The following is a 26,252-nucleotide window of genomic DNA, read 5'->3' on the forward strand; positions in this document are numbered from 1 at the left end:
TGTTTACTCGCTGTCTTCAAAACGGCTGTGAGCGCGGGTCTGGCGTTCACGGGCGTCAAGCTGGCGGGCCACCTCCCGCGCGATATCCTGCGGGCTATGGTGCGGCTGCGCCACAATCTGAATGGGCGCCTCAATACTGATATGGGTCACGCCGCCGGCGGGAGCCTGGTTGCCCTGCTGGGTGCGATAATGGCTGGCCGGCAGGCTGTAAGGATGCAGCGGTGCCTGGGCAAGGGCGGACGACATACCGCCCATCATCAGGGCGGCAGCGGCCAGGCTGGCGGTGGCGCGGCGGCTGGTGACATTGACCGGCCCGCTGATGATTTCCGGTTCGGCTTCGCCCACCAGACCAAAGCGCCCGGCCGGGATACGCCCGCCCCTGTCGTGCTCGCCGGCGTAGTTTGCCAGCGGATGCAGCGCGGCAGTCGCCTGCACGGTGGTATTGCCCTTCATCCAGTCCGGCAGGTAGTCGGTCAGCGAGGTCAGTTTATTTTTCAGCGCCTGCCATTTTTCATTGATGCCGTCCATCAGGCTATCGATGATACGGGTACCAAAATCCTTAAATCGGCCAGGCAGCGCCTGTAAATAATCCTGGATAGCCTGCCATTTTTCCCGCGTCGTCTGGCTGACGGACTCCCATAGCGCGGTGAATTTGGGTCCCAGCGTATCCCAGTTTTGCCATATCAGCACCGCCGTACCGGCGATGACGCCAATTATCGCCAGGATCGGGTTGGCGAACATCAGGCGCCCCAGCCAGACAATGGCAGTACCAATATGCCGAAGGGTACCCACCAGAAGCAAACGTCCCGCCGTGGCAGTACGCCGTATCGCCTTGGACAGCAGAGAAAAGGCACCACCTCTTCCATTAAATATTTAAACGGCGTTTTGATGAATTTTTCCTGGTTAACCAGGTTAAAATCCTTGACATGGCCGGTTTTGGAGTAGATGGTATTTTTAATCAGCCCGATGCGATCCATCTCAATCCTTGCTGCGCTCGGTAATGCTCTTGCCAATCCAGTTACGCCGGGCAGAGTTCAGGGTGTTCCCGGTGTACTCGCCGCCCATTTCCTGGATTAAGTGCCCGAAGGCATAAAAATATTCGCTTCTGTCGATATCCTTGGTTGCTGAGCCGCCGCGCTTCATAAAATCATTGGTATCCTTCGGCGTCACCATGGTTTGTGTGACAGCAAACGCCTTCACCGATTCATTGATAAAGCTGGCGAGCCGTTTCGGATCTCGTTGCGCAGCTCGGCGTTCTTCAGCATGGCGTAAGACAGCTGATTGAAACTTTCGGTCTGCTCAGGGGTAAGCAAACCTTGATTGCCCAGCATCTTGATAGCGGTTTCTGCGCGGGCAAGCTGCACGGTGGCATCCTGAGTGTGGTGCGGGTCGCGGGTGATGGCCCATGATTCCGTGTATAACTTCATTAATTCCGTTTGACTGTTGCCCAGCACAGGATGGCTGGCGACAAAGTCCTTTGCATTTCGTACTTGCAGCTCACTGACTCCCTGCGCCCTGAAACACTGCACATGCTGGCTATAGGCCGCCGCTTCGCTTAACGCCGGTTTCATGCCCAGCAGTGTGGCGCCGCCGGTGACCGCCATGGCCGCGCCGGTGCTGGCGAGCTGGTTGCATACCCCCAGTGCCTGATGGTAACGGCTGCGGGTATCGGTTAACCCACTTTTATTGGGCGGCCTGCTGTTCAAGGCGTTGCTGCTGGGTAGCCAGATGGATATTGGCCTCGGCGGTGCGGAATTTTAAGGCACGCTGGGCGTCAGCTGTTGACGGGTGGCGATGCCGCTTTGTTGCAGGGCGGTGCACTGACTGTCTGCAACGTGCTGTACCTGGCCTGCAGTTGCGCGACGGCCGCGCGGGCCTGTTGAAATTGCCTGACCTGGCGAGTGGCGTGGGCGTCGGTGCTTTTCATGGCGAGCGCCAGACGGCTGGCCTGGTCGCGGGCGGCGCGTAACGCGCTAGCGGCCTGGGCGGCCTGCTGTTTGGTTTTGACGAACCCTTGCAGCTGGCCTGACTGCTTCTCCAGCTGTTTCAGTTAGTCCTTGGCGGATTTTACCGCTGACGCCAGCGTCCTGTTGCTGGCCTGCATGGCCTTAAACGGGCGTGTAAGCTTGTCTACCGCGCTTAATATTACCTGGAGGTGAAGGTCTTTATCACTCATCAACCGCTCCACTGCGGATCAGGGCCTGATGCCGCCATTAAATCGTCGACCGTCAGTCTGTCGGGGAAGCGGACAGGGCCGAGTTCGGCACAAAAAAAGCTTCAGGATAGCCGCCAGCTGATACAGGTTTTGCCGCGCGTGATAGGCACTTCAAGGGTGACGGGCTTCTGTTTTAGTGCCTGGATCTCCGCTGTTTCCGGGACGGTGATGTCTTTCATGGTACGGTCTCCTCTGTATTACAGGCCAATGGCGCGACGGTGTTCGGCCTGGCGATCGTCACCGCCGGCCACTTCCACCATATTGAGGGTGTCGATTTCAATCAACACCTCGCCGCCTAGGTTCAGTTTGTAATAAACGTTTTTGACGCTGAGCTTGGTCTGGGTGTTGTCGCCGTATTTATGGTTGCCAAAATCAAATTCAGCGAAACAGCCGCGCATCACCACCTCAGCGGCGATGATTTCGCCGGTGTCGTCACGCTGGTAGCTGCCCATAAAGCGCAGCGGGATACCGTCGGCCTTCGTAATAGCCCACTGGCGGAAAATCTGCGGATCGATACCACCCAGGGTGATTTCTGCATCTAGCTCGCCGTCTTCGAGCCCCATATCAACATTCACCGCGCCGCCCATGCCGGCACCGCGATACGCTTCAAACTTGCGTGGTAAGGCCATGGCCTCCTCCATTTAACCTTTGACACCCTGGGGTGAGGTTCATCAGATGACGATCGGTAATACGCTGGCGTAACGCCAGGTTTTCCAGCGGCGGTACCGGCGTATAGTCGTAATCAATCGTCAGCTTGCCCGCCCTGAGCGTTTCCTTGTCGTTGGCGGACGCATCCCGCCATAGCGAGGGATGTTGCGGTTGGTCAACGGCCCACATCTTGCGCCTCGGCCAGGATATCGGCCAGCACCTGGGCGGTACGGGTGGCACTTTCAAACTGGAACAGTAGATCATCCTAGCAGGTGCGCGAGCCCCAAAAACGGTAGCCGTCCTTGCGGATGAGCGTGGTGACGGCGTTCTGGTTCAGCAGGTCAGTGCCTGTGTCCTGCAGATCCCAGAACACATCCGCGCTGATGCCGGTGACGCCATTAACGCCGACATTGGACAGGGTTTTATGCCAGCGCCGGTCTGCTCATCGATTTTGGCGCGCAGGCGCTGTGCGGCGGCCAGCAACTCGGCAGCGACCGCCTGGGTATCATGCCCCAGCACACCGAGAATACGCGGCTTGACGCCGAGCTGGCCCTGTGCGGCCAAGAGCGCCTTGATACCGGTTTTTTTGCCCTCGGCGGTGACGCCGCCGATGATATGGGTGGTGGTTTCCGCTTCGGTCTTGCCCTGGGGAACACACACTACCACAGTGACCGGTTTAGCCTGGGCGGCGATAGCATCCAGCGCGCGGGCCAGTGTCCCTTTATTGCCAGCCTTGCCGCTGGCGTCCAGCACGTCGGTCAGCAATACCGGCGTATTGAGCGGAAAGGTTTTGGCCGTCGGTGCAATCGGTGTGCCGGTGAAAACCGGGCTGGCCTTGGGCGCATACTGTGGATGCGGATCGGCATGATTGAGATGGGCTTTCATCAGCGTATCGGCATAGGCTTTCACCTCGATAACGCCATCATCCACATAGTGCCACGTCGCCAGCACGATGGACGGGTCAATCTTCAGCGCCAGTTCCTCGGTGCTGTTGACGATCAGGATCATGCGAATGGTCTGGGTGCGCCCGCTGCCTTCCTGCATCTGGGGTTTGTAGCTTTCCGGGCAGTTGGCTACCGCTATCAGGGTGCCGTCTTTGTCAAACAGGCCCATTTCCCTTATCCACCATCCGCCCTCATTTTCCGGGATAACCTGCTCGGTAATGATCTGGTTGCCGTTAAGCGGGTCAACGCTCAGTTGATTGAGGGCCGCGCGGCGGCGTTCGCCAGCCGCGCCGCACCCTAGTGGGTCAGGATGCCAAAAAATTTGATGCTCATGATGTGATGCTCACGGTCAGGATATCGCCATCATAGCTGCCGACGGCGACCGGAAGTTGGCCGTTAACGTCGAGATTGACCGACAGCCCGGTCATGTGGCGGCTGACGGGTTTTGCGTCCGCAATCAGGCGAAACGTGCCGGGCGTTTCGTTCAGCTGCCACCATTCGCGCACCTCTATCAGGTAGCCCAGCGGCTCTACCACGCTTCACAAGGCGCTGATAGTGCCCTTGTGGCGATGAATGAAATGGCTGCTGGCAATCACCTGACTCTTGGCCGCCTCCGGCCAGCTTTCATCCCAACGGTCAACGGAAAAGGCCCACACCAGATACGGCAGCAAATTCACCGGGTAGGTCTGTGGGTTGAGCAACTGACGCAGCGGGACAGGTAGTTGTGCCAGCTGGGCGCACGCCGCAGCAGCCGCCACTTCGAGCGGCGTCGAGCCTGACGGCAGTAAACGACCGTTATGCATCGCTGCCTCCCAGGGTCAGTGTATGGCGTTGGCAGTATGACGCCTGGGTGGCATCCAGCACGATATCCGCCTCGGGGCGTGTTAATACCACGCGCTGCACGCCCTCCACATGCAGGGCGGCATAGAGTGCGGACAACCGGATATCCCGCCCCAACCGATGCTGGTCGCGGGCGTAGGCGTCAAGCCGTTGCTCTGCCACCTGGCGGATGGGGCCAGCTTCCGGTCCCGGTAACAGATGGAGGCCTCCTCCACCTCATAGGGTACGATGCGCGCGGATTGCACGGTCACCCTGTCGGCAACCGGGCGCACGGTGTCGGCATTCAGGGCGGCGGCAACTTTCGCTATCAACTCGGCGCTGGCGGTGCCGTCGCCCTCGCGGGAAAGTACCGAAACGGTCACGCAGGCGGGCTGCGGACTGATAACAGAGATATCCGCGACGCGGCCATCGGCACTGCGACCGTGGAACTGGTAAGCGACGCTCAGTCCCTCAAACGCCTGCTGGATACGCAGGCGAAAATCCCGATCGCTTTCTTTCACCGCCGGCGTTGGCGGAAGTTGGGTGTCATCCGCCGGTGTGATGACCAGGCGTTGGACGTTATAGTTGGCGCCCAACTGATCGAGGTCGGTGCCGGTGGCGTAGCCCAGCATGTTCGCCTGTGCAGCCTCATTGATGCGTTGACGCAGCAACAGCTCGTGGTAGGTGTTTTCCTGCAACAGCTTAACCAGCTGCTCGGATTCATAGCGCAGCGTACGCTGCAGCGTCTCGCGCTGCTCTGGTGGATAAAGGGCTATCAGGCTGTCCTTGCGTTGGGCAAACAGCGTCTCAAAGTCGAGGGACTCAATGACGTTGGGCGCGGGAAGCTGGCTTAAATCGATGGTCGCCACGGTTATCCTCCTAAGGGCAGCGTCAGGGTGAGCGGTGCGGCAGTATCGGTACGCTGTCCCACCAGGTCAACCGTCATTTTTCCGCTGGCCGCGCTGGATAGCCGGAGCTGGGTGAGCGTCAGGCGATCTTCCCAGCGCAGCAGCGCGCCGTAGAGAGCGGCCATGATTTGCAGCCTTAATGCCGGCGTCTGCGGCTGGTCAATCAGCGCAAAGAGTGTCGAGCCGTAGTCCCGGTGCATAACGCGGCTACCGGTGGGCGTTTGCAGGATATCAGCCACTGACTGGCGCAGATGGGCCATATCGGACAGCCCCTCGCCGCTTTGCCGGTGGCTGTCCAGCGTCACGCCGTTGGAGGTCAGGCTACCGCCGCTGTGGGTGAGGGTGCCCTGCATCGTGCCGCCCTCGGTGATACTGAGAGTGCGGGCGCGCAGATGCTGGGTGCAAACGACCTCCGGCGTATCGAGCGTGATACGCTCACTGGCGGTCACCAGGACTATGGGGGTCGTCACCGCGGCCGATTCGCTGGCTTGAATCTGGGCGGTTTTGATGCCGCGCGCCGTCAGTGCGCCGGTGTCCGGATCGTATTCCATCACCGCGCCATCCGGGAACGTCAGGTGTACCACATCCGGCGCGGCGGAGGGCGCCGAGTGGATGTCGGAAAAGACGGCCGGCAGCGGCCGGTGGTGGTGTCCACGCGGGAGACGACACCTAAGCGGATCAGGTTGGCCAGCAGGCGTTTAATGTCAGCGAGTGCAGTTTTCATCTGTCAGTGTGCCGCGTCGGGGGGGGGGGGGCGCGGCACGAGGTAGGGCTTGTGTCAGGGGCGTTACAAGGCGGCTATCGGGCGAGGTGGGCCAGCGCCAGATCGGCTATCCAGTCACGGTCGGCGTCGGTAAAGCCCAGCAGCTGACGACGGGCATAGCGTACCGTCGGGCCGTGTCGGCTGATGCGATCGCGCAAGCCATAATGATGCACCCTCGTCAGGTGCGCACCGCCAGATCATAACGCTTGACCAGTGGCCCACCCTGTGCATTGACATACCCGGCCCAGTCGGGGCGTTGGCCGCATCGTGGCAGGCGGCAAATTCCACGCTCAGGCCGTGCGCGGTTTCGCTGTCATTCAGGCAGCGCAGCTCCCGCCAGACGGTGACGGGAATGCACCCGATAAACTGAAACTGACGAATGCCCCAGCGTGAAACCCAGGCGGTGGCGCTGCCTTTTTCCGGGTCAATGGCTTTGGCATCAAATCGGGCGTTTGCCGCGACGGCGCTGCGTAATTCTTCGCAGTCTGCCGCCGTGGCATAGTCGCGCAGGATTTCCAGGATGCGGGGCATGTCTTCCAGGCGGGCAAATATCAGTAAATAACCCCTTATACGCACCATCAGTTCAGTCCGTCGGATGGCGGGATTGGCCTGGCTGGCGGCATAGCCATCCATCAGGCTGATACGGTTACCCTCTCCATCTTCCAGCGCCATGCATTTGCGCCACTCGTTGGCGGTACGGCGCAGGCTGTTCAGCCACCACCGCGCATCACACATTCGTCTGATGGCCGGTTGGGCATCAAAGGGAACAAAACATTTTTCTAGCTTGCGCCAGAGCGGCGGCTGTAGGCCCAGCAGATGAACAATGTGGGCCAGGTGGTCATAGACGATGCGCCATTCGCTTTTATCGCACTGCGCGTGGGTCAGGCGGGCCACTTCCGTGGCGGCAACATGGGCGGCGTCGTTCGCCAGGGACTTGAGCGCATGACTGTCCAGGTCGGGCAGACGCTGACGCTGGGTGCGCAGGCGTAAAAAGGCCACCACGCCATTATGCTGGGGGGATTGGGTTGCGCGGTCGCCAAACAGCGCCCGGAAATCGTCGTCTGCTATTTCATTCAGGCGGTAGCCGGCGTTTGCACACGCAATGCGCGGCAACATCACCTTAACCACGGACTCGGTTAGCCAGCGGCGGGCGCTGTCAAAGCCCTTTTGCTTTTCGCGCTGGTCAAAGCGCCAGTAAATACTGGAACTCACCGTTTCCAGCTGGTCGTCAACCTGCTTTTTCGCCAGGAGAGTGTCCTCGCGGCGAAGCTCGGTAAGGCGCATTTCCTCATGGGTCGGGATGCACCGCTCAATAGGCAGCAGGGGCTTATTGTTCCAGGGATAGACGACGCTGGACTGCGGCATATCAGGCAACTTCCCCAGCCCTTCATAAAACCCCGGCAACAGCGCGTCAGCTGCATCAAAACCGGCGCGGAAGCAGGTAAAAACCAGAGTGGTCTCAGGGTGCTGATAGTGATTAATATCATCGCCCAGGTTATCGATAATATGTGGCGACAACTCTGTGAGATCAAAATGGCGTTTGCCGGCCCACACCTCAAAGGCGGCTTTAAGTAAAGCGTCGTAATCGGTCATTCCTCGCCCTCCGTCAGCTCAATCATTTTCTGCAACCGGATGACGGCGCTGGACTGTGACATATCAGGCTTCCCTTCCGTCACGCCGGCGCGGAAAGCGTGGACAAACAGCGTGGCCGCCACTTTCCATCCCGGCACAAGAGCCAGTCAGCCTCTCGCCAGAAGCCGTTATTCGCATGGGCTCGGTCAGTAGTACCGCTATTCCCAGTTCGGACGATTTGCGGGGTCGCTCCGAAAAACGGACTGCCGCCTCTCGGCTGTGCCTCGCCATTTGTTCGTCCAACGCTTTCGGCGTCGGCCAGCCCGCTAACCACACTACGCGGCCCAGCAACGCATTCAGGGGAACGTTCAGGCATTCGTAACCGTCCTTCCAGTCCCGCGTGGTCGGCGTAGGCCACCCAGTAGGCGCGGTCGCGGATGTGCGGGGCACCGACGCCCGCAGACGGAAACGGCACACACCTGAAGGCGCAGTCCATGGCCTCCAGATCAGCCTGTACAAGGTCGAACCAGATATTTGCATGGCTGCCTGCAACCTGTTCGCCAAACACGCACTCAGGGCGGCACTGGCTGATGAGCCAATGGAACGTAGGCCACAGGTGCCGCTAGTCATCAAACCCGCCTCCTTTGCCTGCCGCGCTGAAAGGCTGGCAGGGGCAGGAACCTGTCCATACGGGACTGTCGTCCGGCCAGCCGGCGTTACTCAGGGCATACGACCAGACGCCGATACCGGCGAAGAAATGGCACTGCGTGTAGTCTCGCAAGTCATCGGGGTTCACATCCTCAATTGAGCGTTCATCAACATCACCGGGCGCAATATGACCGGCGACAATCAGGTTTCGGAGCCACTGCGCAACAAAGGGGTCAATCTCGTTGTACCAGGCACCGCGACTCATGCCGCCTCCTGCGTACAGGTGCCGGGAGCGGACAGCGTGGCAATCACTTTCCCAGCCTTACCAAGACTGGCCCCCCTGGCGGCGATGCTGTAATGGGCATGCGTATAGTGAAACGTAAAACCCTGGGGGTATTGCTGCCCGAAAGCACCACAATGGTAAGTTCTCCTTTATTAAGGCCGTATGAAGCCCTAGCGCCATGCGCCTTTTTTATTTCACTTTAATGGCGGGTAATAAATTATTGTGGCACTAAGCCATCAGTGTGATTCTCCATTAACCACTTTATGCGCCGCCTCAAATCCTTTTCTATTCCGGCAATAAATGCCTGTGCGTAAGACTGTTGTGGGTCAACATAAAAATAGGTGTAATCATCCTGTGCCCGTGTCGTAATGCTTCATTCATATAGTCGGCATAAAAATGATTCATGACCGACTCCTTTTTATCCCCGATAAACTTTTTTGACATGCCTTGCCGCATGTTTTCGGTGGGCTTTGGCGCGTATCTGGTCATCTTTGCGCTGCCTGCTTTCCCTGATATCGATAATGACCGCACAGAGGGAGAGCGGCAGCGCAATAAATAACAGGAGTACCGGCACTAAATAATTCATCCACCATAAACATTGTAATATCATCATTTCTTACCTTAAAAAAGAGTAGCAATATAAGTCATTCAGTGGTAATTATTCTTTTAGTCCGTGTCTTTCCTTGTATGCATGTCCTGTGACACTGTATAAGTCCGTTAAAACATCAGCCAGTACAAAGATATCCATTTCTGGAAGTCGCTTTCTTCAGTATTCTCTGGCTCGCATTGAATCCCAGATGCAGTGAAACTGGTATTTAATTGCACGGTGCATTTCCTCGAAATAGCCGCGATGCCGCTAATGACGCTTTTGATGTTTTGTTGGCAAGGTTTTCAGCGAAGTATCCTGCAGCGATGAAGAAGCTGGAGAAAGATCGAAAAGAACTGCTGGCATTCTACGACTTCCCGTCAGAGCACTGGGCATCAATAAGAACGACAAAGCCGATTGAATCGGCTTTTGCGACTGTGAGGCTACGAAGTAGACGCGCAAAGAAGTGTGGTTCGAGAAAAACCACCCTGTCAATGGTATTTAAGCTGCTCCAGTCTGCTCAGAAAAGCTGGAACTGGCTAATCCGGCAGCGTATTGGCGCACACTCTGGCAAATTGTTTCATCGCCCGTTGGGCGATGGCGTCCGCCGTGTTTGCCGCTCCCTGACGATCGCTCCAATTTTTCAGGGCGATAAAACCCACCCCGGCGTTCTGACCGCCGCCAGCAAAGCTAAAACCGTTCACCAACATGCCGACGTTGATGTTGTCTTTTTCTTTGGCAGGAAGTACTGCTGGATCTCGCGGCTCACCTGTTGCGTTCGACTATCCGTAGCGCCTGACGGCAGTTAGTATTGCACCATGATGTACCCTTGATCCTCCGTCGGCAGAAAGCCGGTGGGCAAACGCAGATACATCACGGCGCAGGCCAAAAGCAAAACCGCATACAGCAGCAGATAACGGACCGGGCCGTGGATGACATGCCCGACGCGATTTTCGTAGCGCGCTTGCAGCGCGTTATAGTAACGGTTAAAGCCGCCGAAAAACCCCTTTTCGCTATGCTCGTCATCATGCAGCTTGAGAAAGCTGGCGCATAGCGCGGGCGTCAGGGTCAGCGCCACCACCACTGACAGAATCATGGAAAACACAATGGTGATGGAAAACTGTCGGTAAATGACCCCGGTCGACCCGCTGAAAAACGACATAGGCAGGAATACCGCCGACAGGACCAAGGCGATGCCGATAAGAGCGCCGGTAATTTCCTCCATGGATTTCGCCGTCGCGTCCCGTTGCCACCAGTTGTTGTTCTTTACCGGTGGGCTGCGCCCCTATTTGCTCCGAGGAGACCTGGGTATTTTGGCTTTCCAGGGCGGTTTCCACATCGGATGGCATGAGGGAATACGCCGCCAGTTTCGCCGGGTCGAGCCAGATGCGCATCGCATATTCAGAGCCGAACACCTGCACATCCCCGACACCATGTACGCGCGCCAGAGTGTCTTGCATGTTGCTTATCAGGTAATCCGCCACGTCCGAGGAGGTGCTTTTATTGGCGTTATCATAAAGCGTCATGATAAGCAGAAAGTCGGACTACGCTTTCGCCACCGTGACCCCCTGCGCCGTGACCGAATCCGGCAGCCGGCTTTCCGCCTGCTGGATTTTATTTTGCACCTGGACCTGCGCAATTCCGGATCGGTGCCCTGTTCAAAGATGACGGTAATTTTAGACTGGCCGGTGAAGGCCGTGCTGGTGGACGAAAAATACAACAGCCCGTCAAAGGCCGGTAAGCTGCTGCTCGATAACCTGCGTCACGCTGCTCTCCAGCGTCTCTGCCGAGGCGCCGGTATAGGTAGCTTCAATGGTAATTTGCGGTGGCGCCACGTCCGGATATTGAGCCACCGGCAGGGTGTTGATGCTTAACAGACCAAACAGCACAATAATAATGGCAATCACCCAGGCAAAAACCGGGCGGCGGATGAAAAAACCAGCCAACATGTCACTCTCCTCCGCGATCGTCGGTCGCTTGCGCGGCGCTGGACGACGTGTCCGTTTCAACCGCCTTCACCGTCATCCCGACCTGGACTTTGCTGGTGCCTTCCACGATCACCTGATCGCCCGCCTGCAATCCTGCGCTGACCAGCCAACGACTGCCGATAACCCGATCGACGGTCACTTGACGGCTGGCCACTTTGTTATAGTTGCCGACCACCAGAGCGGTCGCATTACCTTTGGCATCGCGGGTTATGCCCTGCTGGGGATTGGGTACAATAGAGCGCAGCGTGACGGTGCCCGTTGCCTCATCCACCGCCACCCTCGATCAGTTCCAGTTTACCGGTATGCGGGTAGCGCGAGCCGTCTTCCAGCGTGACCTTCACCGGTACCGTGTCGCCTTCCTGCTTCAGCGACGCCTGCTGGCGGCGCAGTTGCAACAGCTGACTGCTGGACTGGGTAAGATCGACATAGATAGGATTCAGCGCGCGGATCGTGGCCAGCGCGTCGGACTGATTGGCTTCTACCAGAGCGCCGGGGGTAACCGACGATATCCCGATGCGGCCGGAAATAGGCGCTTTGATAAGCGTTCGTTGCAGATCGATACGCGCGCTTTGTACCGCGGCACGATATTGATCCACCGCGGCGACATTTTGTTGCCATGTGGCCGCCACTTCATCGGCGTCCTGGTGGGAGACGACGTTTTCCTTAACCAGCGCCGCATAGCGCTGCGCCTTAAGTTTGCTACTGTTCACCACCGCGACGGCATTTTTCAATTGCCCCAGCGCCTCATCATAGCTGGCCTGGTAGCTGACGAGGTCGATTTGATACAGCGCCTGCCCTTCCTTGACCTCATCGCCTTCGGTAAATAGCCGCTTTTGAATGATACCGTCCACTTGGGGGCGAACCTCAGAAACCAGCCTACCTTTTACCCGACCGGTCAAGTCGCTGATCAACGTAACCGGCTGAGCCTGCAACGTTTTCACACCCACCTCGGTTACCACATCGTCGGGACTGGCTTCCGGTTGCCGATCGCAGGCCACGACGAAAAATATCAGACCTACCGCCAAAAATCTTAAGAGAGACATCGCGCCTAATACCATAATGAATGTTCACTCTCATTATACCTGCGGGCACTAACGTGCCGAGGGGACCGATAGGTAAAAAAAAACGAAAATACCTGTTACGAAGACATGTTTCTTAACATCCCGGCCGATGCCGAGTGGTGGAACGTCATGCGCGTCTGTCCGCGGGGGACGACCTGGCGAGACGAGGGACAAGGGAGGGCGTTGATAACGACCCGCTTAGCGTGAAGCGATGGCGCTTGTCGGTGACGACCAAGAATCAGCGTGGAAGTAACGTCTACCGCCAAGGACCGTTAACCGTCGTTTAGGTGCGAAAGTGGTTGACCGTCGCTAGGGAGTGGTTAACCGTCGAAGGCGTTGACGCGATAGCGCCTCCCGCCGCTGAGCGACGAGGCGTACCCTGATCGCGACGGGGCAGCAACGCGTTTGGATTTTGCCCGGGATAATGCGCTAAAGCGTGCAGTGCGTGTGCCGCGTGACCCCCACCGGGGGGCACGGGCTAAATCCCCTGTTGCAGGACGTCGACCCGATCCAGCAGCCAACGTTATACGTCAGTACGACAGCGTTAAAGCCTCAGTTAACTTGACCCGTTGCTGTTACGCCGCCTTGGGGCAAAGCGGAAGATAGCGCTGCGCACTCAAGTCCGTCATGGGCAGATTTATTGGCCCTGCTGAGGATTGGTGTCGTATTCCTGGCAGCTCTGGAACCCTTTATTCAGGACCTTACCGGTTTCATCATAGCTGACGAAATAATTGATGGGTTTGCCGTTACGGTTGCCCAGTACGTAAGAATCACAGGTCCCACGCGCGTTAATCATGGTCGAGGACGTCGCCGGCACACCACCGATGGCCCGCGCCTGCTCTTTGGTCATGCCTTTTTTCACATCGCTGACGACAGGCTTATTCACATAGCTGTCGGCGCGATCGTAAGCGGTACAGCCGGAAAGGAAAGAAATCGCCGCAGCGGCGGAAAGAGCCAGAACCATTTTATTACTCATCGAGGTTACCTCATTCATTGTGTGTATCAGTAAGCCTAGATGCCAAAACGCATTTTTTCAAATAGGTCGTTCATTTTGGTGCTTATTTTTGATAAACGCCAAGGGTGGGAACGGATAATGTCATCGTAGACGGGTAACGCTTTCTCTTCTAAGCGTTAGGCTTTACACTTTTGGCATCACCCTCACCATGACGTTTGCAATATCCGTAGCTTTACGTTTCAGGAGACAAAGCGAATGGCAATACAGCAAGAAATAATAGCGGCGCTGGGCGTGAAACCCACGATTGACCCGGCGGCCGAATTTCGGGTCAGCGTGGAGTTTCTCAAAGCCTACCTGAAAAAGCATATTTTTGTGCGCACCCTGGTGCTGGGCATCAGCGGCGGCCAGGATTCGACGCTGACGGGCAAGATCTGCCAACAGGCCATTAGCGAACTGCGGCAGGAAACCGGCATTGCCGATTACCAATTCATCGCCGTTCGCCTGCCCCACGGCGAGCAGAAAGACGAAGCGGACTGCAAGGACGCGATTGCGTTTATCGAGCCTGACCGGGTGATCACAATCAATATCAAAAGCGCCATCCAGGCCAGCGAAGCGACCCTGAGCGAGGCGGGTATCGTATTAAGCGATTACGTCAAAGGGAATGAAAAAGCCCGCGAACGCATGAAAGCGCAATACAGCATTGCCGGCATGACCGCTGGTCTGGTGGTGGGTACCGATCATGCCGCGGAGGCGGTGACCGGGTTTTTCACCAAGTACGGTGATGGCGGTACCGATATCAATCCCCTCTTTCGGCTGAATAAACGGCAGGGTCGCGCCCTATTGCAGCACCTCGGCTGCCCTGAGCATCTTTATCTGAAAGCACCGACTGCCGATCTGGAGGAGGAGAGCCCCGCATTGCCGGATGAAACAGCGCTGGGCGTCACTTACGAGATGCTCGATGATTATCTGGAAGGCAAAACCATCGATGCTGCCGCAGCGCGCGTGATTGAAAATTGGTATCTGCGCACCGAGCACAAGCGCCACCCACCGGTGACGGTCTTTGACGATTTCTGGAAATAGCACACAGCCGAGGCGTGGACAGCCGTGCGCCGGCACGTTGCCGCGATATCTTGCCTGTGCGTCATGCCGGGGCTTACATCCCACGGGAAGGCTGCCACCAGCCTGCCCTCACGTCCCGTGTCCGAGCACAATGCAACGCATCACGCCACGGTTCCCGTTGCCGGCTAATGATGCTGCGCATCAGCAACACCGCTGGTTCGGCGGCCTGAGACGCGGTTGTCAGCCACTGCACCTCAAACGGCAGCGCCTCCTGGATTGCGACCACCTGCAACTGCGCGGCGTAGCGGCTGGCGGTAAACGTATCGACAATCCCCACACCGCCGCCGGCTAGCACCATATCGGCACGATAAGGCACTTCTGCCGTCAGGCCCGGCGCCACCGATTGACCAAACGCCAGCACCAGATCCAGCCGTTCAGCCAGCAGATCCTGGCATAGGGTATCCTGATGACCGGTCACCAATTCTACCTCCGCCGACAGCGGCGGCGCCAGACGACGGTAGTCCATCAGTACCTGCGCCATAAAAACTTGACCCATCGCATGCGCAGCGCCGATGCGCAACTGCTGCGGCTGCGGTTCGCGCAAACGCTGGGCAAGCTGGTCGATACGCTGCAAATGCAGATAAAGCTGTTCGATTTCCGGCATTAGCCGCTGTGCCCGCGGCGTGGGCTGCAGGCTGGAAGGCAGCCTGTCGAACAAGGCGAAACCGAGTTGCTGTTCGGCATGGGCCAGCACGCGGCTGATGTTGGGCTGCGAGACATTAAGCCGGCGCGCCGCTGATACTGCCGGACGCCATGATGGCGTGAATGATTTCGATATGACGTAACCGCATGGTTGGCGCTCCAGGCCGACGGTCTGAGACGAATGCCGGTATCGACCTTCTCTCCCGCATAATAAGAGAATTTATGGCCCTTGAACAGTGCACCCGCAGGACTACCGCCAGAAACATATCCGTTGGGCCAGCGCCCAGGATTTTCAGGTAAAAAAAATCGCAGCCTCAGGCTGCGATGGAATAATGACATCTTGGTGGAATTAATTATTTCCGTGTTCCATTATTTTCGTTTGATGCTCTTCAAATTTCTTATTGAATTCCTGTTTCTGCGTCGGCGTCAGGACATTATACATTTTATTCTGCATTTCCAGATGGGCCAGCATTCTCTCATTTTGCGCCTGCGTCATGCTGGTGACGAGTGCCTGCGCTTTGCTACTGTCAAAATTATCGGCAGCGATGACATCATGGAGCTGTTTATGTTCATCAGCCGATGGCTTCTTCATATTTTTCATCGCATCGCGTGCGATATCACGCATCTGTTCCCGCTGTGCGGTCGTCAAATCTAAGCCTTTGAACATTTGTTCCATCATCGGTCCGTGCTTCGGATGATGATACATTTTTGCGCTCTCCGATGCGGCCGGCGCCGTGGCCGTATCGGCGGCGGAAGCAAGCTGGACGATACCTAACATCATTGTAATGGCCAGAGCGAAAGCAGTTAATTTACGCATGATATTTCCTCATTATTTTTACCTGTATGCCTCGGCAAGAATCAAACACCGTGGCGTGCATTACAAGAATAACTTTACGCGAGTTAACTTCAAGTAGTACGAGCCTGAGTAAATATGTTAAAGCCTATCACTCAATTTATGCGCAATAATGAAGAAAAAATGGAGAATAGGCTATAAAACCGTTGTGATATTTAATGAAGCGCTTCGCATTGAGCCTTAAGATAAAGTAGCGCGATTTTCAGGCATTGCCAACAATATTCATCCCCCCTGCTGTTTCGTCTGTGCTATTTCACCACCGCGAGGAAAGGAATACATTCCATCGCTTTTTACCCCAACCCCTATTTCCCGCGCCAGTAGCAACGCTCACCTTCGTGCTATGGCGACGCGCCGAAAGTCACATTAACTCATGTCGCGTCGCCGGCAGGAAACATTAACACTTCGTCGGGATGGGCGACCGCCTGCAGCGGCGCGCTAAGTTTTAACACTATCCAGTTGGAGGTTACCCGTTGTTGCTTCTCATCTTCCACCGTCACCGATAGGCGGTACTCGTTACGTGCGTCAGGCTTAGCACCTGGGTATCGCCCTGCCAGCTCACCGTGGTCAGAGGGTAACGCGCCGAAACCTGGACTTCGAGCGCCAATGAGCTTCCCGGCTGTAGCGACCAGGGCGGCGTCGCCAGAAATACCGACAGGGTTTTGCGCTGTTTAAATTCCGGCACCGGCACCGCAGTGCGCTGCGCCAGGTCATAACGGCTGCCCCGCAACGAGTGCACCTCTGCGACGTAATCCGCCGACAGTTGCCTATGCAGCGGGACCCCAAGGCGGTAATTGAGGGTGAGTTGATACTGTTCCGCGCTTTCGCCGCCGTCCCCCAACTTATGTTTAGCGGACAACGTCATGAGCAGCACGGGAGTATAGCTTACGCCGAGCTCCACCGCTGCCGAATTTGAGCGATAATTACCGCTATCGAAAAGATCTACCCGCTGGCCGAAATAGTGCTCGTATTTTACCGACGCGCCCAGCTGGCGATAAAACGGCAGATATCCTTGGGTGGTGATATCGTAGCCGGGCCATGCGTAAGAGCTCATCTTCGTCATCATTGGCGGCATGCATACCGGACAGAGGGTAATAATAGTTGGAGGACAGCGTGAGATAATCGCTGCGCGCTTCCGCACCGATGCTGCCGCGACGCGACGCATCCTGGTTCAGGTATTGATCATAAAATACGTTGTAGCCCAGTAGCCAGCGCCCGGCGTTCCAGCGTTGGCGGAGGCCCATATTGCCGACAACGCCGTCATCGACGCCCTGCAACCCTAGTTGACTGTAGGTCAGACCGCGCGTTTTCTGATCGACCAGCGGCAGCAATAACTGACCAGAACTGCCGTTAAAGCGACCGCGTTCATCCACGTCAAGGGTGACGGTCGTGTAGCCAAGGGGAGACAGCAACGCTTCGCTCTTTTGCTGCAATCGGTCCAACACGCGATCCTTCGCCTCCCCCAGCAGATAACTGCGCCAGGTCTGATCGGTATTTTCATCCTGGTTGACTTCCGCCATTTGTCGCGCTAACGTCGCCAACTTCTTTTCCGTACCGCTTTCGTTTACACTTGCGCTCCCAAGATTAGGCAGCGCTTGCTGCTGGCTTAGCAACGCAGCGTCATTTTCCGGCTGGGTTACCCACGCGGCGGCGGGGAGCGAACAGAAGAAGGCGTTACCCGCCAGGGTGCCTAAGAAAACTCTCATAATGACAGGTGACGTGACGGCGCGAAGCCGCCGGTTTGGTATAAAGACGTTCATGGGTCTCTCTGTTCGCCGCTGTGCCGCTGTGGCCGTTGCTTTGATGACCGGCAAGTTGCCGGACTGCTCATAAAGTAACCCGATAACGCTTACTCTAACACATTCAGAATGGGCATAGACAGTGAGATGACTTACCATTCTAAACCACAAGAAATATACTGCTAAATATCTATATGTTTGACCTGTCCGTTACCGTATTTGATGCTTACAGCCCGGAGAAGGAAAAATGACGCAACTGGAAAAGGAACGGTTTATCGGCCTGGAGTGGCTACGCTTCCTGCTTGGCTGTTACGTTATGATTTATCATACCGCCCATCACTATCCGCAATTCAAAGCGGTGTTCGGGCTGAGCGAGCTGACCAGTATGGGCTTTTTCGCCACCAGCGCCTTCTTCGCCCTGTCCGGATTTTTATTGGCCCACGTATATGTACGCGGCCGTAGACTGCGCGAACCGGCCAGCAATTTCTGGCGTAAACGGCTGTTCAATCTATATCCCATTCACATTGTGGCGCTGCTGTCGTCCATGCTGGTCGTCACCCTCATGCAATGGCTGGCAATACCGCCCGAAGGCCCCGGCGCGACAATCCGGTTTGTGGTTTATGACACCAATGAAGTGCTGGGCCAGACCCACCCGGAACTGTTCCGCCATTACATGGATAATGTTCAGTTGGCGTTCAACAGCGTGCTGCAGCTCTTGATGCTGCAGGCGTGGAATCCCTATTTTCTGACGTTTAATGCGCCGCTTTGGTCGCTGTCGGCGCTGTTTTTCTTTTACCTATTGTTCCCCTGGGCAGCGCCGCGGCTGATGAATGTGCGCAATCCCTGGCTCTGGCTCGGGATCTGCATGCTGGCCTATCTGCTGCCGCCGGTATGGGTTATCTGGCAGCAACAGTTTGGCATGCCATATACCGGACTGCTGCAGCGTCTGCCGCTGTTTCGCGTGCCGGAGTTTTTCGGCGGCATCCTGGCTTACGCCCTCTTCAAACGGATACATCAAGCAGGGCATGTGCTGTCGGCTAGCGCACGCCGAGCCATGGTCCTGTTTATCGTGGCGTGTTTCCTGACGGCCACCGTGCTGTTTACCCACGGCCCCAAATATTGGTACTTCCTGTTGCATAACGGTCTGTTGTTGCCGTCGCAGTTGATGCTTCTCTATCTGTGCGCGCTGGCGCGCAATCCGGACAGTGCCTGGCTGCGCCACTGGTCACCCCGCCTCGGCGCGGCCTCGTTGTCCATGTTCGCCCTGCATGTGCCGCTGTACAATTTGTTCATGACAGTGGAACAGTTGGTGCGGGGCGCTCCCGGACAGTGCCTTAACCAGTGGAGCGACTGCGTGGCGGCAGCCGCCAACGTGCAGCTGTCGTTGACCGGCTATGCCTTGTTTCTGATACTGACCGTGACGGTGTGTGTGCTGTTTCAGGAGCAATTTGTGGTGCGGGTCAGAAAACGGTTGGTGGCCCGCTTTATCACCCCCGCTACGGCGCGAACCGGCAAAACAGCGATAAAAACCAGCGGATCCTGATTGCGCACGCAGAGGCACCAGATGGCAGCCAGAGAACCCTAACGGAAGCTGGGAGCGCGAGGGCGTCAGCTAAGACACGGCAGTGTCGCATGGAGATGTCTGCGTTTGCGGCATGGCCTCCTGGGGCCGCCGCCCTTTGCGGCGGCATCTCTTATGTAGCGCGGAGCTATACCGCAAGCGGCGGTTCATCCCGCGGCGTTTGGTTCACCGCCGCCCGCCCCTGAATCAGCCGGCGCACCTGCTTGACCAATTCCACCATACACTCATTCTGCATGCCGTAATTGTTCAGCTCTTGCTCCAGGGCGAAGAGATACTGGCGTTGGTGGCAAGGATCCATGACGAAGACCAGTGTGGTGACACTGTCACGACTATCGAGCGTTAATTCACTCCAGGTGGGAATATAGCAGCCGGTCAGCATCTCCAGCTCTTCATGTAACCGCGCTTCGGGCAGCCGAAACGCCAGCCCCGTGGTCTGACCGCCCTCTTTTAACGCTAACATGCGTCCCGGCTGCGCCGTAGTGCCGCGACCGGAGATAAGACGCAAACAGAATGCGTGATGCCAGCCCGCGAGCGTGGCCGGACGCACTTCCTCCGCTTCAAAGATGGGGTTCCACATCAGCGCCCCGTAGCCGAAAACCCACACCGGGCTATTATCCGGCCGGCGCCTCAGCATACACGCCAGCGATGCCCGCCGTTGTTCCGGCGTCAACAGCAGCGATTCATCGATAATGCCGAAGGCCGTTTTACAATCCGCTTTCTGTAAAAAGTCTCGCTTTAACAATAGCTTACTTTCTCCTGGCAATCACACTCAAACGCGGCGGCAAAGCTTTGCCACCAATGCGCAACAATATTCTTAAGTTCTATTGCTCATAATTAAATTATCAACAATATGACCATATGTGTTTCCAGCGCCGCAATCAAGTTTGAAGCGAGTCACATTTAGAATAAAAATCGATAATGGCGCCCTTGTTGCCGCTGAGGACAGCCTAACAACGCCAACAGGAGCGAATAGCACTGCCGCAGCAGGGGATGATCGCGTCTGGCGGCTCACCTTGATGGCTCTCAGCGGTCATCGTGGCCGCGCGGTTAAGCCATTTTCTTGCGGCTCGCTCATACAGCCGAGGCCTAAGACCGAGACAAAACCACGGTCAACCGCGGGATGTCGCAAGCGACAATTTGCGGGGGCTGGCCCAGCCCCCTCCGCAGAGTCTATGCGTTATTGTTTAGCCCCTGAAACGGCCTTTTTGGGATGCCAGCGATCGTCATCCCCTTTCTGGTATTTATGTTTCACGGCCGCTCAGGCAACTTTGTGCGCTGCTTCCTCGCGCGATTCGTGGCCGCGGCGCTCGGCTGCATCCTTATACTGATCCCAGGCGCTGTTGAAGGCTTCGCGATAAATATCTTGCGCGTGCTTGGGCAAGCACCCGGTAACGCTGTCCGGCAAAGACGAATTGGATTGATAGAGCATACAGCCTCATTGATATACATTGGCATTATTCAGTATAGGTGGCGGGTCCCCGTCTGTCGGCGGGTACGGCGCCATAGATGGCCCAGTCAGTGCTCCCTCATTGACGCCCGGTGCTGTCGCTGGGAAGTTCATTGCTCGTTTTGCCACGCAAGCAGATTTTTCTTAACTGACCCACATTTACTTCATTCATCATAGGCCAAAAAGCGCCTTATTTGGCAAGATATTGACAATATTTATCACTGTAATGTCAAAAATAAATGGAAAAAGTCTATATAATCAAATATATGTTAATGAACATTATTTTACAATAAAAGTTATAGCCCTCTTACGCCATTTCTTGGCCTAAACGTCAATTTATGCAAATATCACCCTGGCCCGATTGGCTTTATGTTAAACTTATCGCTGCCGGTAATGGTCACCGGTACGCGCTCGTGGCGGCATCGCGGGCAAGAGATCCCGCGTTTTATTCAGGAGAGAGCGCCAACCATGACGTCTACCACCCCCGCGGTTAAGACCCGCCATAAAGAATATAGCCTGCTTTTCCCTCTGGCCGCGCTTAGCGTGCTCAGCCTCTGGGGCACCGCTACAGGATTAGGTGCACTGGTGGTGATCAATCTGCTGGCGTTGCTCGGTATTCTGGTCAGCGCCTTCAACGTGGTGCGCCACGCCGACGTGCTGGCGCATCGCCTGGGTGAGCCCCTCGGTTCGTTGATACTCACCCTGTCCGTGGTCATTCTTGAAGTCAGCCTCATCTCGGCGCTGATGGCCACCGGCGCTGATGCGCGACACGCTGTACTCGGTCATCATGATCGTAACGACCGGCCTGGTCGGTTTCTCGTTGCTGCTGGGCGGCAGTAAATTCGCTACCCAGTCACTCAATCTGGCGGGCATCAAACAATATTTGATGGCGATCATGCCGCTGGCGGTTATCGTGCTAGTCTTTCCCGCCGCGCTGCCGGGGGGGGGGGGGGAATTTCACCGTCGCGCAAATGTTGATTGCCGGCGCCGTCTCCGCCGCCATGTATGGTGTTTTTTTACTGATCCAGACACGCACGCACCAGAAATGGTTTATCTATGAGCATGAGGACGAAGACGGTGAGGATCCGCACGGCAAACCCTCTGCCCATGGGTCGTTGTGGCACGGCGCGTAGCTCATCATTCACCTTATCGCGGTGGTCGCAGTAACCAAAGTCAATGCCGATCCGCTCGATCATTTGCTGACCGCTATCAATGCGCCGAAACAGGTGACCGGCTTCCTGGTGGCGCTGCTGATCCTTTCTCCCGAAGGCCTGGGCGCCATCCGCGCCATGTTGGCCAATCAGGTTCAGCGGGCGATGAATCTGTTTTTCGGTTCGATTCTGGCGACCATCTCTCTGACGGTGCCGACGGTGACGCTTATCGCCATCTTCACCGGCAATCAGCTGACGTTCGGTTTGTCGCTGCCGCAAATCGTAGTCATGTTAACCGCGCTGATAGTGTGCCAGGTCTCTCTCTCCACCGGACGCACCAATGTGCTGAACGGTGCCGCCCATCTGGCGCTGTTTGTCGCTTATCTGATGACAATTATGCTGTAACCTGCGCTCACCGCCCTCGCCTGCGGCGCCTTCCGCATCGCCCCAATGCGGCTGTGGTTCACTTTTTTCCTTCTGCCTTGATTTGGTGCTGGTTTTTTTGCTGCCGCTCGGCGTATGGTAGGAGTTCATCTCAACGGCCGGCCGACGTTTTTCCTGCTTTGATTTACTGAGTTAATGAAGACGCATTTTTTCTCCGGCATACGCCCTTTCAGCGCGCTTATTGGTGCGTGCTAGAAGGAGCGATACACCTCGCAACGCCTGCTCAAAGATATCATCGCCGGCATCACCGTCGGCATTATCGCCATCCCGCTGGCGATGGCTCTGGCGATTGCCAGCGGGGTGGCGCCGCAATACGGGCTGTATACCTCCGCCGTTGCGGGGATCGCGATCGCCCTTTGCGGCAGCTCGCGGTTCAGCATGTCGGGTCCGACCGCAGCTTTCGTGGTAATCCTCTACCCGGTATAGCAGCAATTCGGGCTGGCGTGGCTGCTGATTGCCACACTGATGTCCGGATTACTGCTGATTATCAGGGGCTGGCGCGTCTTGGCCGCTTGATCGAATTTATTCCGCTGCCGGTCACGCTGGGCTTTACCTCAGGTATCGCCATTACTATCAGCACCATGCAGATCAAAGATTTCTTTGGTCTGCATACCGCCTCGCTGCCGGAACATTATCTTGGCAAAGTGGCAGGCCTGCTCTCGGCGCTGCCCATGTTTACTGTTGCCGATACGCTGGTGGGTATTGTGACTCTTGGGGTACTGATTTACTGGCCGCTGCTGGGGGCGATTGAATCGCTGCTGTGCACCGTGGTGCTGGACAGTATGACCGGTAAAAAGCATCAATCTGATAATGAGCTCATCGGCCAGGGCATCGGCAACGTGCTGGCTCCGTTTTTCGGCGGCATTACCGCGACGGCCGCCATCGCGCGATCCGCCGCCAATGTGCGCGCCGGCTCCACTTCCCCCGTCTCGGCGCTGGTGCATGCCCTGCTGGTGTTGCTGGCGCTGCTGGTGCTGGCCCCCGCGCTTTCCTGGTTGCCGTTATCCACCATGGCAGCCTTACTGCTGCTGGTCGCCTGGAACATGAGCGAAGCGCATAAGGTCATTTATCTGCTGCGACGGGCGCCGAAAGACGACATCATTGTTATGCTGCTGTGCATGTCGCTGACCGTGTTGTTCGATATGGTTATCGCTATTACCGTTGGGATCGTGCTGGCGTCACTGTTGTTTATGCGCCGCATGACCCGTTTGACCGAGCTGCCGTGTGACCTGCCGGCGACGCGGATGGTAAGCGTCAACGACCCGCTGTTCTTTGCTGCCGCCGAGCGTATCTTTGCCGAGCTCAGTGCGCTAACGCCCGAGGATAAATACCTCATCTTGCAATGGGATACGGTGCCGGTACTGGATGCCGGCGGACTGCAGGCCTTCATGCAGTTCTGCGACAGACTGCCCGCGGGCCAGCATGTGCTGGTGACCGATATTCCGTTTCAGCCGTTAAAAACGCTGGCGCGCGCCAATGTCCTGCCAATCCCCGGCCGGCTGTCATTTTGCAGCACCCTGCCGCAGGCGTTAACACACCTGCCGGCGCCGGTGGTACTGCATTATTAACGGACATGGTGCGCGGCCTGCTTGAACGCTGGTTGCCCTGCTCGGCAAGGGTTAATGCCGCCCTAAGACCGACATCGGGGTAAAGGAAGGGATCACGCGGTGCTCTCACGCCATAATGGACGCGGGATAAAGAAGGGCACCATGCGGGACTCACACACCCTGACGGACGCGGGGAAAAGAAGGTAACCCCGCGGGCTCGCACGCCGAGTGCAAAGCGGGTTAACGCGGAGCAAAGCCGCTCATTGCGACGTGGACAACGTTGGGGGCTGGCGCCCCCGTCCAACCTCTCGCGCCGAGTTGCCCGCTCAGCGTGCGGGGTTTTCAGACGGTATGCTCGCCAGGCGACAGCTATGGCAGGGTCACCACCTGGGTGCCCGGCGCGCGCGAAGGTGTTACGACAGCGGTATCGGGCGCGGGAACTACATTGCCGGGTGGCCGGGCGCGGAGGTTTTACTGGCGCGATGACTGGCAGGGGAACTCTCCCTGCCAATGCGTTCTGCCGGCGTTAGTGGCCGGTATCGAGTTCGGGGAAGGATTTGACCAATTCATCAATCGCTTTCATCTGGCGCAAGAACGGCTCCAGCTTGGCAATCGGCAAGGCCGAAGGGCCATCGCATTTGGCATTCGCCGGGTCCGGATGCGCTTCGATGAACAGGCCGGCGATACCGACCGCCATACCGGCGCGGGCCAATTCGCTCACCTGTGCGCGGCGCCCGCCGGAGGCGGCGCCAAACGGGTCACGGGTCTGCAGGGCATGAGTCACATCGAAAATCACCGGACAGCCGCCGGAAACCTGTTTCATCACATTAAAGCCGAGCATGTCAACGACCAGATTGTCATAGCCGAAATTGCTGCCGCGATCGCATAAGATCACCTGGTGGTTGCCGGCTTCCCGGAACTTATCGACGATATTACCGACCTGCCCCGGGCTGATGAACTGCGGTTTTTTTACGTTTATCACCGCGCCGGTGCGGGCCATGGCCTCCACCAGATCGGTCTGGCGGGCAAGGAATGCGGGTAATTGAATCACATCTACTACGTCCGCCACGCTTTGCGCCTGGCCGGCTTCGTGCACATCGGTTATCACCTTCACGCCAAACTGCGCTTTCAGCTCGGAGAAGATCTTCATCCCCTCATCCAGACCCGGTCCACGATAGGAATGGATGGAGGAGCGGTTGGCTTTATCAAACGAGGCCTTGAACACATAGGGAATGCCCAGTTTCTCCGTCACGGTGACATAGTGTTCGCAGATGCGCATCGCCAGATCGCGCGACTCCAGCACGTTCATGCCGCCAAACAGCACGAAGGGCAGATCGTTCGCTGCCTGGATGTCGCCAATATTGACCACCAAATGTTTCATGCTTCACCTTTTTGATTAAAATTGTCCGGCAACCGGTGGCAAACACCGCCGCCGATCAATGTAGGGTAACCGATTTTTGCTCGATGGAGTGAATCTGAACCTTAATCATCTCGCTGCCCGGATCTTCCGGACATTGCTCGACAAAGTAATTTAAGTCGTTGAGCGCCACGTGGTCGCACTCCAGCTCGACATAAATCAGGCCGCGATCGCGGATTTCGTAGGGATCCGCCGGGTCAAATTCCAGCATAGCCTCGCTGGCGCGCAACGCCAGCTCCATTTGCTTTTCGTCCATCAGCGCCCCTTTCAGGGTATCGAGCAATTTGCGCACCACGGTATTATTATCCGCCTCTTCCAAATCTTCTTCAGCAAGCTGCACCCCCTCGCCGAGATTACCCCGCAGCCAGATATCCAGCGTATGCGCATCCAGCGGGTCGCCATTGATGGGATTCATCAGCCACATCTCGCCGTCCAGCCAGTCGGCGCGCAGGATCATCTGCGTCGGGAAAATTACCGGCATCAAGGGGATCCCCAGTGCCTGGGCGATATGCAGCAAAATAATCCCCAGTGACGCGGGCAGCCCCTGACGGCGGTCCAATACCGTATCCAGCCACAGTGCATCGGACAGACGGTAAACGCCGCCGACGCCGCCAAAGCCCCAGGTGCGGTAAAAGAGCTCGATCAGCAGGTCGAGCTGATCATCCTGCGCCAGGTCGGCGGGAATACGGCGCCGTGCTTCTTCCGTCAGGCTTTGTAACCGGGCGCGGACGCTTTCGATGGCAAAATCGGGCCGGATGGCCTGGGTTACGCGCAGCATCCCCTCGCTTAAAGGATGCTGGTTATATTCAAAATCGGCAATCGTACTCATAATGGTCCTGTTAACAGGGTGAGTCTGATAAGCGCCGGCGATGCAGCCGGCGTGACAAACAAATGGCACCCGGGAACAAGCGGCGGTAAACATGG

General features: G+C 57.0%; 20 protein-coding genes and 13 pseudogenes. 5 read left to right on the plus strand and 28 right to left on the minus strand.

The features are described 5' to 3' along the window. Positions 1–3: 3 nt before the first annotated feature. The 17 genes and pseudogenes from SGP1_RS16965 to SGP1_RS30130 form a co-directional block, all read right to left on the minus strand. Entirely contained in the window at positions 4–741 is a 738-nt protein-coding gene (locus tag SGP1_RS16965; RefSeq protein ID WP_041866879.1) for a hypothetical protein, read from the minus strand. Then, positions 741–977, minus strand: a complete 237-nt coding sequence (locus SGP1_RS16970; RefSeq protein ID WP_041866880.1) for a hypothetical protein — start codon at positions 975–977, stop codon at positions 741–743. The genes SGP1_RS16965 and SGP1_RS16970 overlap by 1 nt, the downstream gene beginning before the upstream one ends. Position 978: 1 nt before the next feature. Beyond that, on the minus strand, positions 979–1,200 hold the full coding sequence (locus SGP1_RS16975; RefSeq protein ID WP_041866881.1) for a hypothetical protein: 222 nt from the start codon (positions 1,198–1,200) through the stop codon (positions 979–981). Then, complete coding sequence (locus tag SGP1_RS16980; protein WP_011411032.1) at positions 1,197–1,706, minus strand: hypothetical protein; 510 nt, start codon at positions 1,704–1,706, stop codon at positions 1,197–1,199. The genes SGP1_RS16975 and SGP1_RS16980 overlap by 4 nt, the downstream gene beginning before the upstream one ends. 68 nt (positions 1,707–1,774) lie before the next feature. Next, entirely contained in the window at positions 1,775–1,927 is a 153-nt protein-coding gene (locus SGP1_RS30875) for a hypothetical protein (RefSeq protein ID WP_158302374.1), read from the minus strand. A 123-nt stretch (positions 1,928–2,050) separates the two neighbouring features. Further along, the gene (locus tag SGP1_RS35280; RefSeq protein ID WP_279379473.1) at positions 2,051–2,176 is read right to left on the minus strand and encodes a hypothetical protein; all 126 of its coding nucleotides are present in this window, start codon (positions 2,174–2,176) and stop codon (positions 2,051–2,053) included. A gap of 236 nt (positions 2,177–2,412) precedes the next feature. After that, on the minus strand, positions 2,413–2,844 hold the full coding sequence (locus SGP1_RS16985) for a phage major tail tube protein (RefSeq protein ID WP_243466078.1): 432 nt from the start codon (positions 2,842–2,844) through the stop codon (positions 2,413–2,415). Then, a pseudogene (locus SGP1_RS34195) lies at positions 2,822–3,658 on the minus strand (phage tail sheath subtilisin-like domain-containing protein); the annotation flags it as partial. The gene SGP1_RS16985 and the pseudogene SGP1_RS34195, both read right to left, overlap by 23 nt. Positions 3,659–3,862: 204 nt before the next feature. Next, positions 3,863–4,129: pseudogene (locus SGP1_RS36720) on the minus strand (phage tail protein); the annotation flags it as partial. A 7-nt stretch (positions 4,130–4,136) separates the two neighbouring features. Continuing rightward, positions 4,137–4,610: pseudogene (locus SGP1_RS16995) on the minus strand (phage tail protein I). After that, a pseudogene (locus tag SGP1_RS17000) lies at positions 4,603–5,495 on the minus strand (baseplate assembly protein). Before SGP1_RS17000 ends, SGP1_RS16995 begins: the two co-directional pseudogenes overlap by 8 nt. Positions 5,496–5,497: 2 nt before the next feature. Beyond that, positions 5,498–6,118, minus strand: a complete 621-nt coding sequence (locus SGP1_RS36725; protein WP_424141124.1) for a phage baseplate assembly protein V — start codon at positions 6,116–6,118, stop codon at positions 5,498–5,500. Positions 6,119–6,332: 214 nt separating this feature from the next. Next, a pseudogene (locus SGP1_RS28070) lies at positions 6,333–6,482 on the minus strand (phage virion morphogenesis protein); the annotation flags it as partial. Then, positions 6,479–7,098: pseudogene (locus SGP1_RS28075) on the minus strand (replication endonuclease); the annotation flags it as partial. The pseudogenes SGP1_RS28075 and SGP1_RS28070, both read right to left, overlap by 4 nt. Before the next feature lie 788 nt (positions 7,099–7,886). After that, the gene (locus tag SGP1_RS35285) at positions 7,887–8,012 is read right to left on the minus strand and encodes a hypothetical protein (RefSeq protein WP_279379474.1); all 126 of its coding nucleotides are present in this window, start codon (positions 8,010–8,012) and stop codon (positions 7,887–7,889) included. Continuing rightward, positions 8,003–8,782 (minus strand): annotated as a pseudogene (locus SGP1_RS17020) (DNA cytosine methyltransferase); the annotation flags it as partial. The pseudogene SGP1_RS17020 and the gene SGP1_RS35285, both read right to left, overlap by 10 nt. Before the next feature lie 436 nt (positions 8,783–9,218). Then, positions 9,219–9,413 (minus strand): hypothetical protein, encoded by a 195-nt coding sequence (locus SGP1_RS30130; protein WP_148203564.1) that lies wholly within the window; start codon positions 9,411–9,413, stop codon positions 9,219–9,221. Positions 9,414–9,646: 233 nt separating this feature from the next. On the opposite strand from SGP1_RS30130, the pseudogene SGP1_RS28080 reads away from it, so the two are divergent. Continuing rightward, positions 9,647–9,919, plus strand: a pseudogene (locus SGP1_RS28080) (transposase); the annotation flags it as partial. Positions 9,920–10,212: 293 nt separating this feature from the next. Here the strand turns inward: SGP1_RS28080 and SGP1_RS28085 are convergent. The 3 genes and pseudogenes from SGP1_RS28085 to osmE form a co-directional block, all read right to left on the minus strand. Further along, positions 10,213–11,335: pseudogene (locus tag SGP1_RS28085) on the minus strand (efflux RND transporter permease subunit); the annotation flags it as partial. 1 nt (position 11,336) lies between these two features. Continuing rightward, positions 11,337–12,417 (minus strand): annotated as a pseudogene (locus SGP1_RS17030) (efflux RND transporter periplasmic adaptor subunit). A gap of 655 nt (positions 12,418–13,072) precedes the next feature. Next, complete coding sequence (gene osmE / locus SGP1_RS17035; RefSeq protein ID WP_011411809.1) at positions 13,073–13,411, minus strand: osmotically-inducible lipoprotein OsmE; 339 nt, start codon at positions 13,409–13,411, stop codon at positions 13,073–13,075. A gap of 234 nt (positions 13,412–13,645) precedes the next feature. Here osmE and nadE point away from each other — a divergent pair, with 234 nt between their 5' ends. Continuing rightward, on the plus strand, positions 13,646–14,470 hold the full coding sequence (gene nadE / locus SGP1_RS17040) for an ammonia-dependent NAD(+) synthetase (RefSeq protein WP_011411810.1): 825 nt from the start codon (positions 13,646–13,648) through the stop codon (positions 14,468–14,470). Between the two features lie 73 nt (positions 14,471–14,543). On the opposite strand, the gene SGP1_RS17045 is transcribed toward nadE, so the two are convergent. The 4 genes and pseudogenes from SGP1_RS17045 to SGP1_RS36730 all read right to left on the minus strand — a co-directional run bounded on the left by SGP1_RS17045 (position 14,544) and on the right by SGP1_RS36730 (position 17,899). Beyond that, positions 14,544–15,203, minus strand: coding sequence for a LysR family transcriptional regulator (locus SGP1_RS17045; RefSeq protein ID WP_011411811.1), 660 nt, complete (start codon positions 15,201–15,203; stop codon positions 14,544–14,546). A gap of 297 nt (positions 15,204–15,500) precedes the next feature. Continuing rightward, positions 15,501–15,968, minus strand: coding sequence for an ATP-independent periplasmic protein-refolding chaperone Spy (gene spy, locus SGP1_RS17050; RefSeq protein ID WP_011411812.1), 468 nt, complete (start codon positions 15,966–15,968; stop codon positions 15,501–15,503). 404 nt (positions 15,969–16,372) lie between these two features. Further along, a complete protein-coding gene (locus tag SGP1_RS35290) occupies positions 16,373–16,501 on the minus strand; it encodes a hypothetical protein (RefSeq protein ID WP_279379402.1) in 129 nt (42 codons plus the stop codon). Further along, positions 16,498–17,899 (minus strand): annotated as a pseudogene (locus SGP1_RS36730) (inverse autotransporter beta domain-containing protein). Before SGP1_RS36730 ends, SGP1_RS35290 begins: the two are co-directional and overlap by 4 nt. An 88-nt stretch (positions 17,900–17,987) precedes the next feature. On the opposite strand from SGP1_RS36730, the gene SGP1_RS17060 reads away from it, so the two are divergent. After that, positions 17,988–19,283: an acyltransferase family protein gene (locus SGP1_RS17060; RefSeq protein ID WP_011411814.1), complete on the plus strand. Its 1,296-nt coding sequence runs from the start codon at positions 17,988–17,990 to the stop codon at positions 19,281–19,283. Between the two features lie 166 nt (positions 19,284–19,449). Here the strand turns inward: SGP1_RS17060 and SGP1_RS17065 are convergent, their stop codons facing one another. After that, entirely contained in the window at positions 19,450–20,064 is a 615-nt protein-coding gene (locus SGP1_RS17065; protein ID WP_011411815.1) for a gamma-glutamylcyclotransferase, read from the minus strand. A gap of 516 nt (positions 20,065–20,580) precedes the next feature. Continuing rightward, positions 20,581–20,751, minus strand: a complete 171-nt coding sequence (locus tag SGP1_RS25855; protein ID WP_011411816.1) for a ChaB family protein — start codon at positions 20,749–20,751, stop codon at positions 20,581–20,583. Positions 20,752–21,237: 486 nt separating this feature from the next. Here SGP1_RS25855 and chaA point away from each other — a divergent pair. Together chaA and SGP1_RS17080 are read left to right on the plus strand one after the other, a co-directional pair. Next, positions 21,238–22,325: pseudogene (gene chaA, locus SGP1_RS17075) on the plus strand (sodium-potassium/proton antiporter ChaA). Positions 22,326–22,583: 258 nt separating this feature from the next. Further along, a pseudogene (locus SGP1_RS17080) lies at positions 22,584–23,932 on the plus strand (SulP family inorganic anion transporter). Positions 23,933–24,437: 505 nt separating this feature from the next. On the opposite strand, the gene kdsA reads toward SGP1_RS17080, so the two are convergent. Further along, positions 24,438–25,292, minus strand: coding sequence for a 3-deoxy-8-phosphooctulonate synthase (gene kdsA, locus SGP1_RS17085; RefSeq protein WP_011411817.1), 855 nt, complete (start codon positions 25,290–25,292; stop codon positions 24,438–24,440). Positions 25,293–25,347: 55 nt separating this feature from the next. Continuing rightward, positions 25,348–26,157, minus strand: coding sequence for an invasion regulator SirB1 (gene sirB1 / locus SGP1_RS17090; RefSeq protein ID WP_011411818.1), 810 nt, complete (start codon positions 26,155–26,157; stop codon positions 25,348–25,350). Positions 26,158–26,252 lie beyond the last annotated feature (95 nt).

Source organism: Sodalis glossinidius str. 'morsitans', assembly GCF_000010085.1.
GTDB classification, from domain to species: Bacteria; Pseudomonadota; Gammaproteobacteria; order Enterobacterales; family Enterobacteriaceae; genus Sodalis; species Sodalis glossinidius.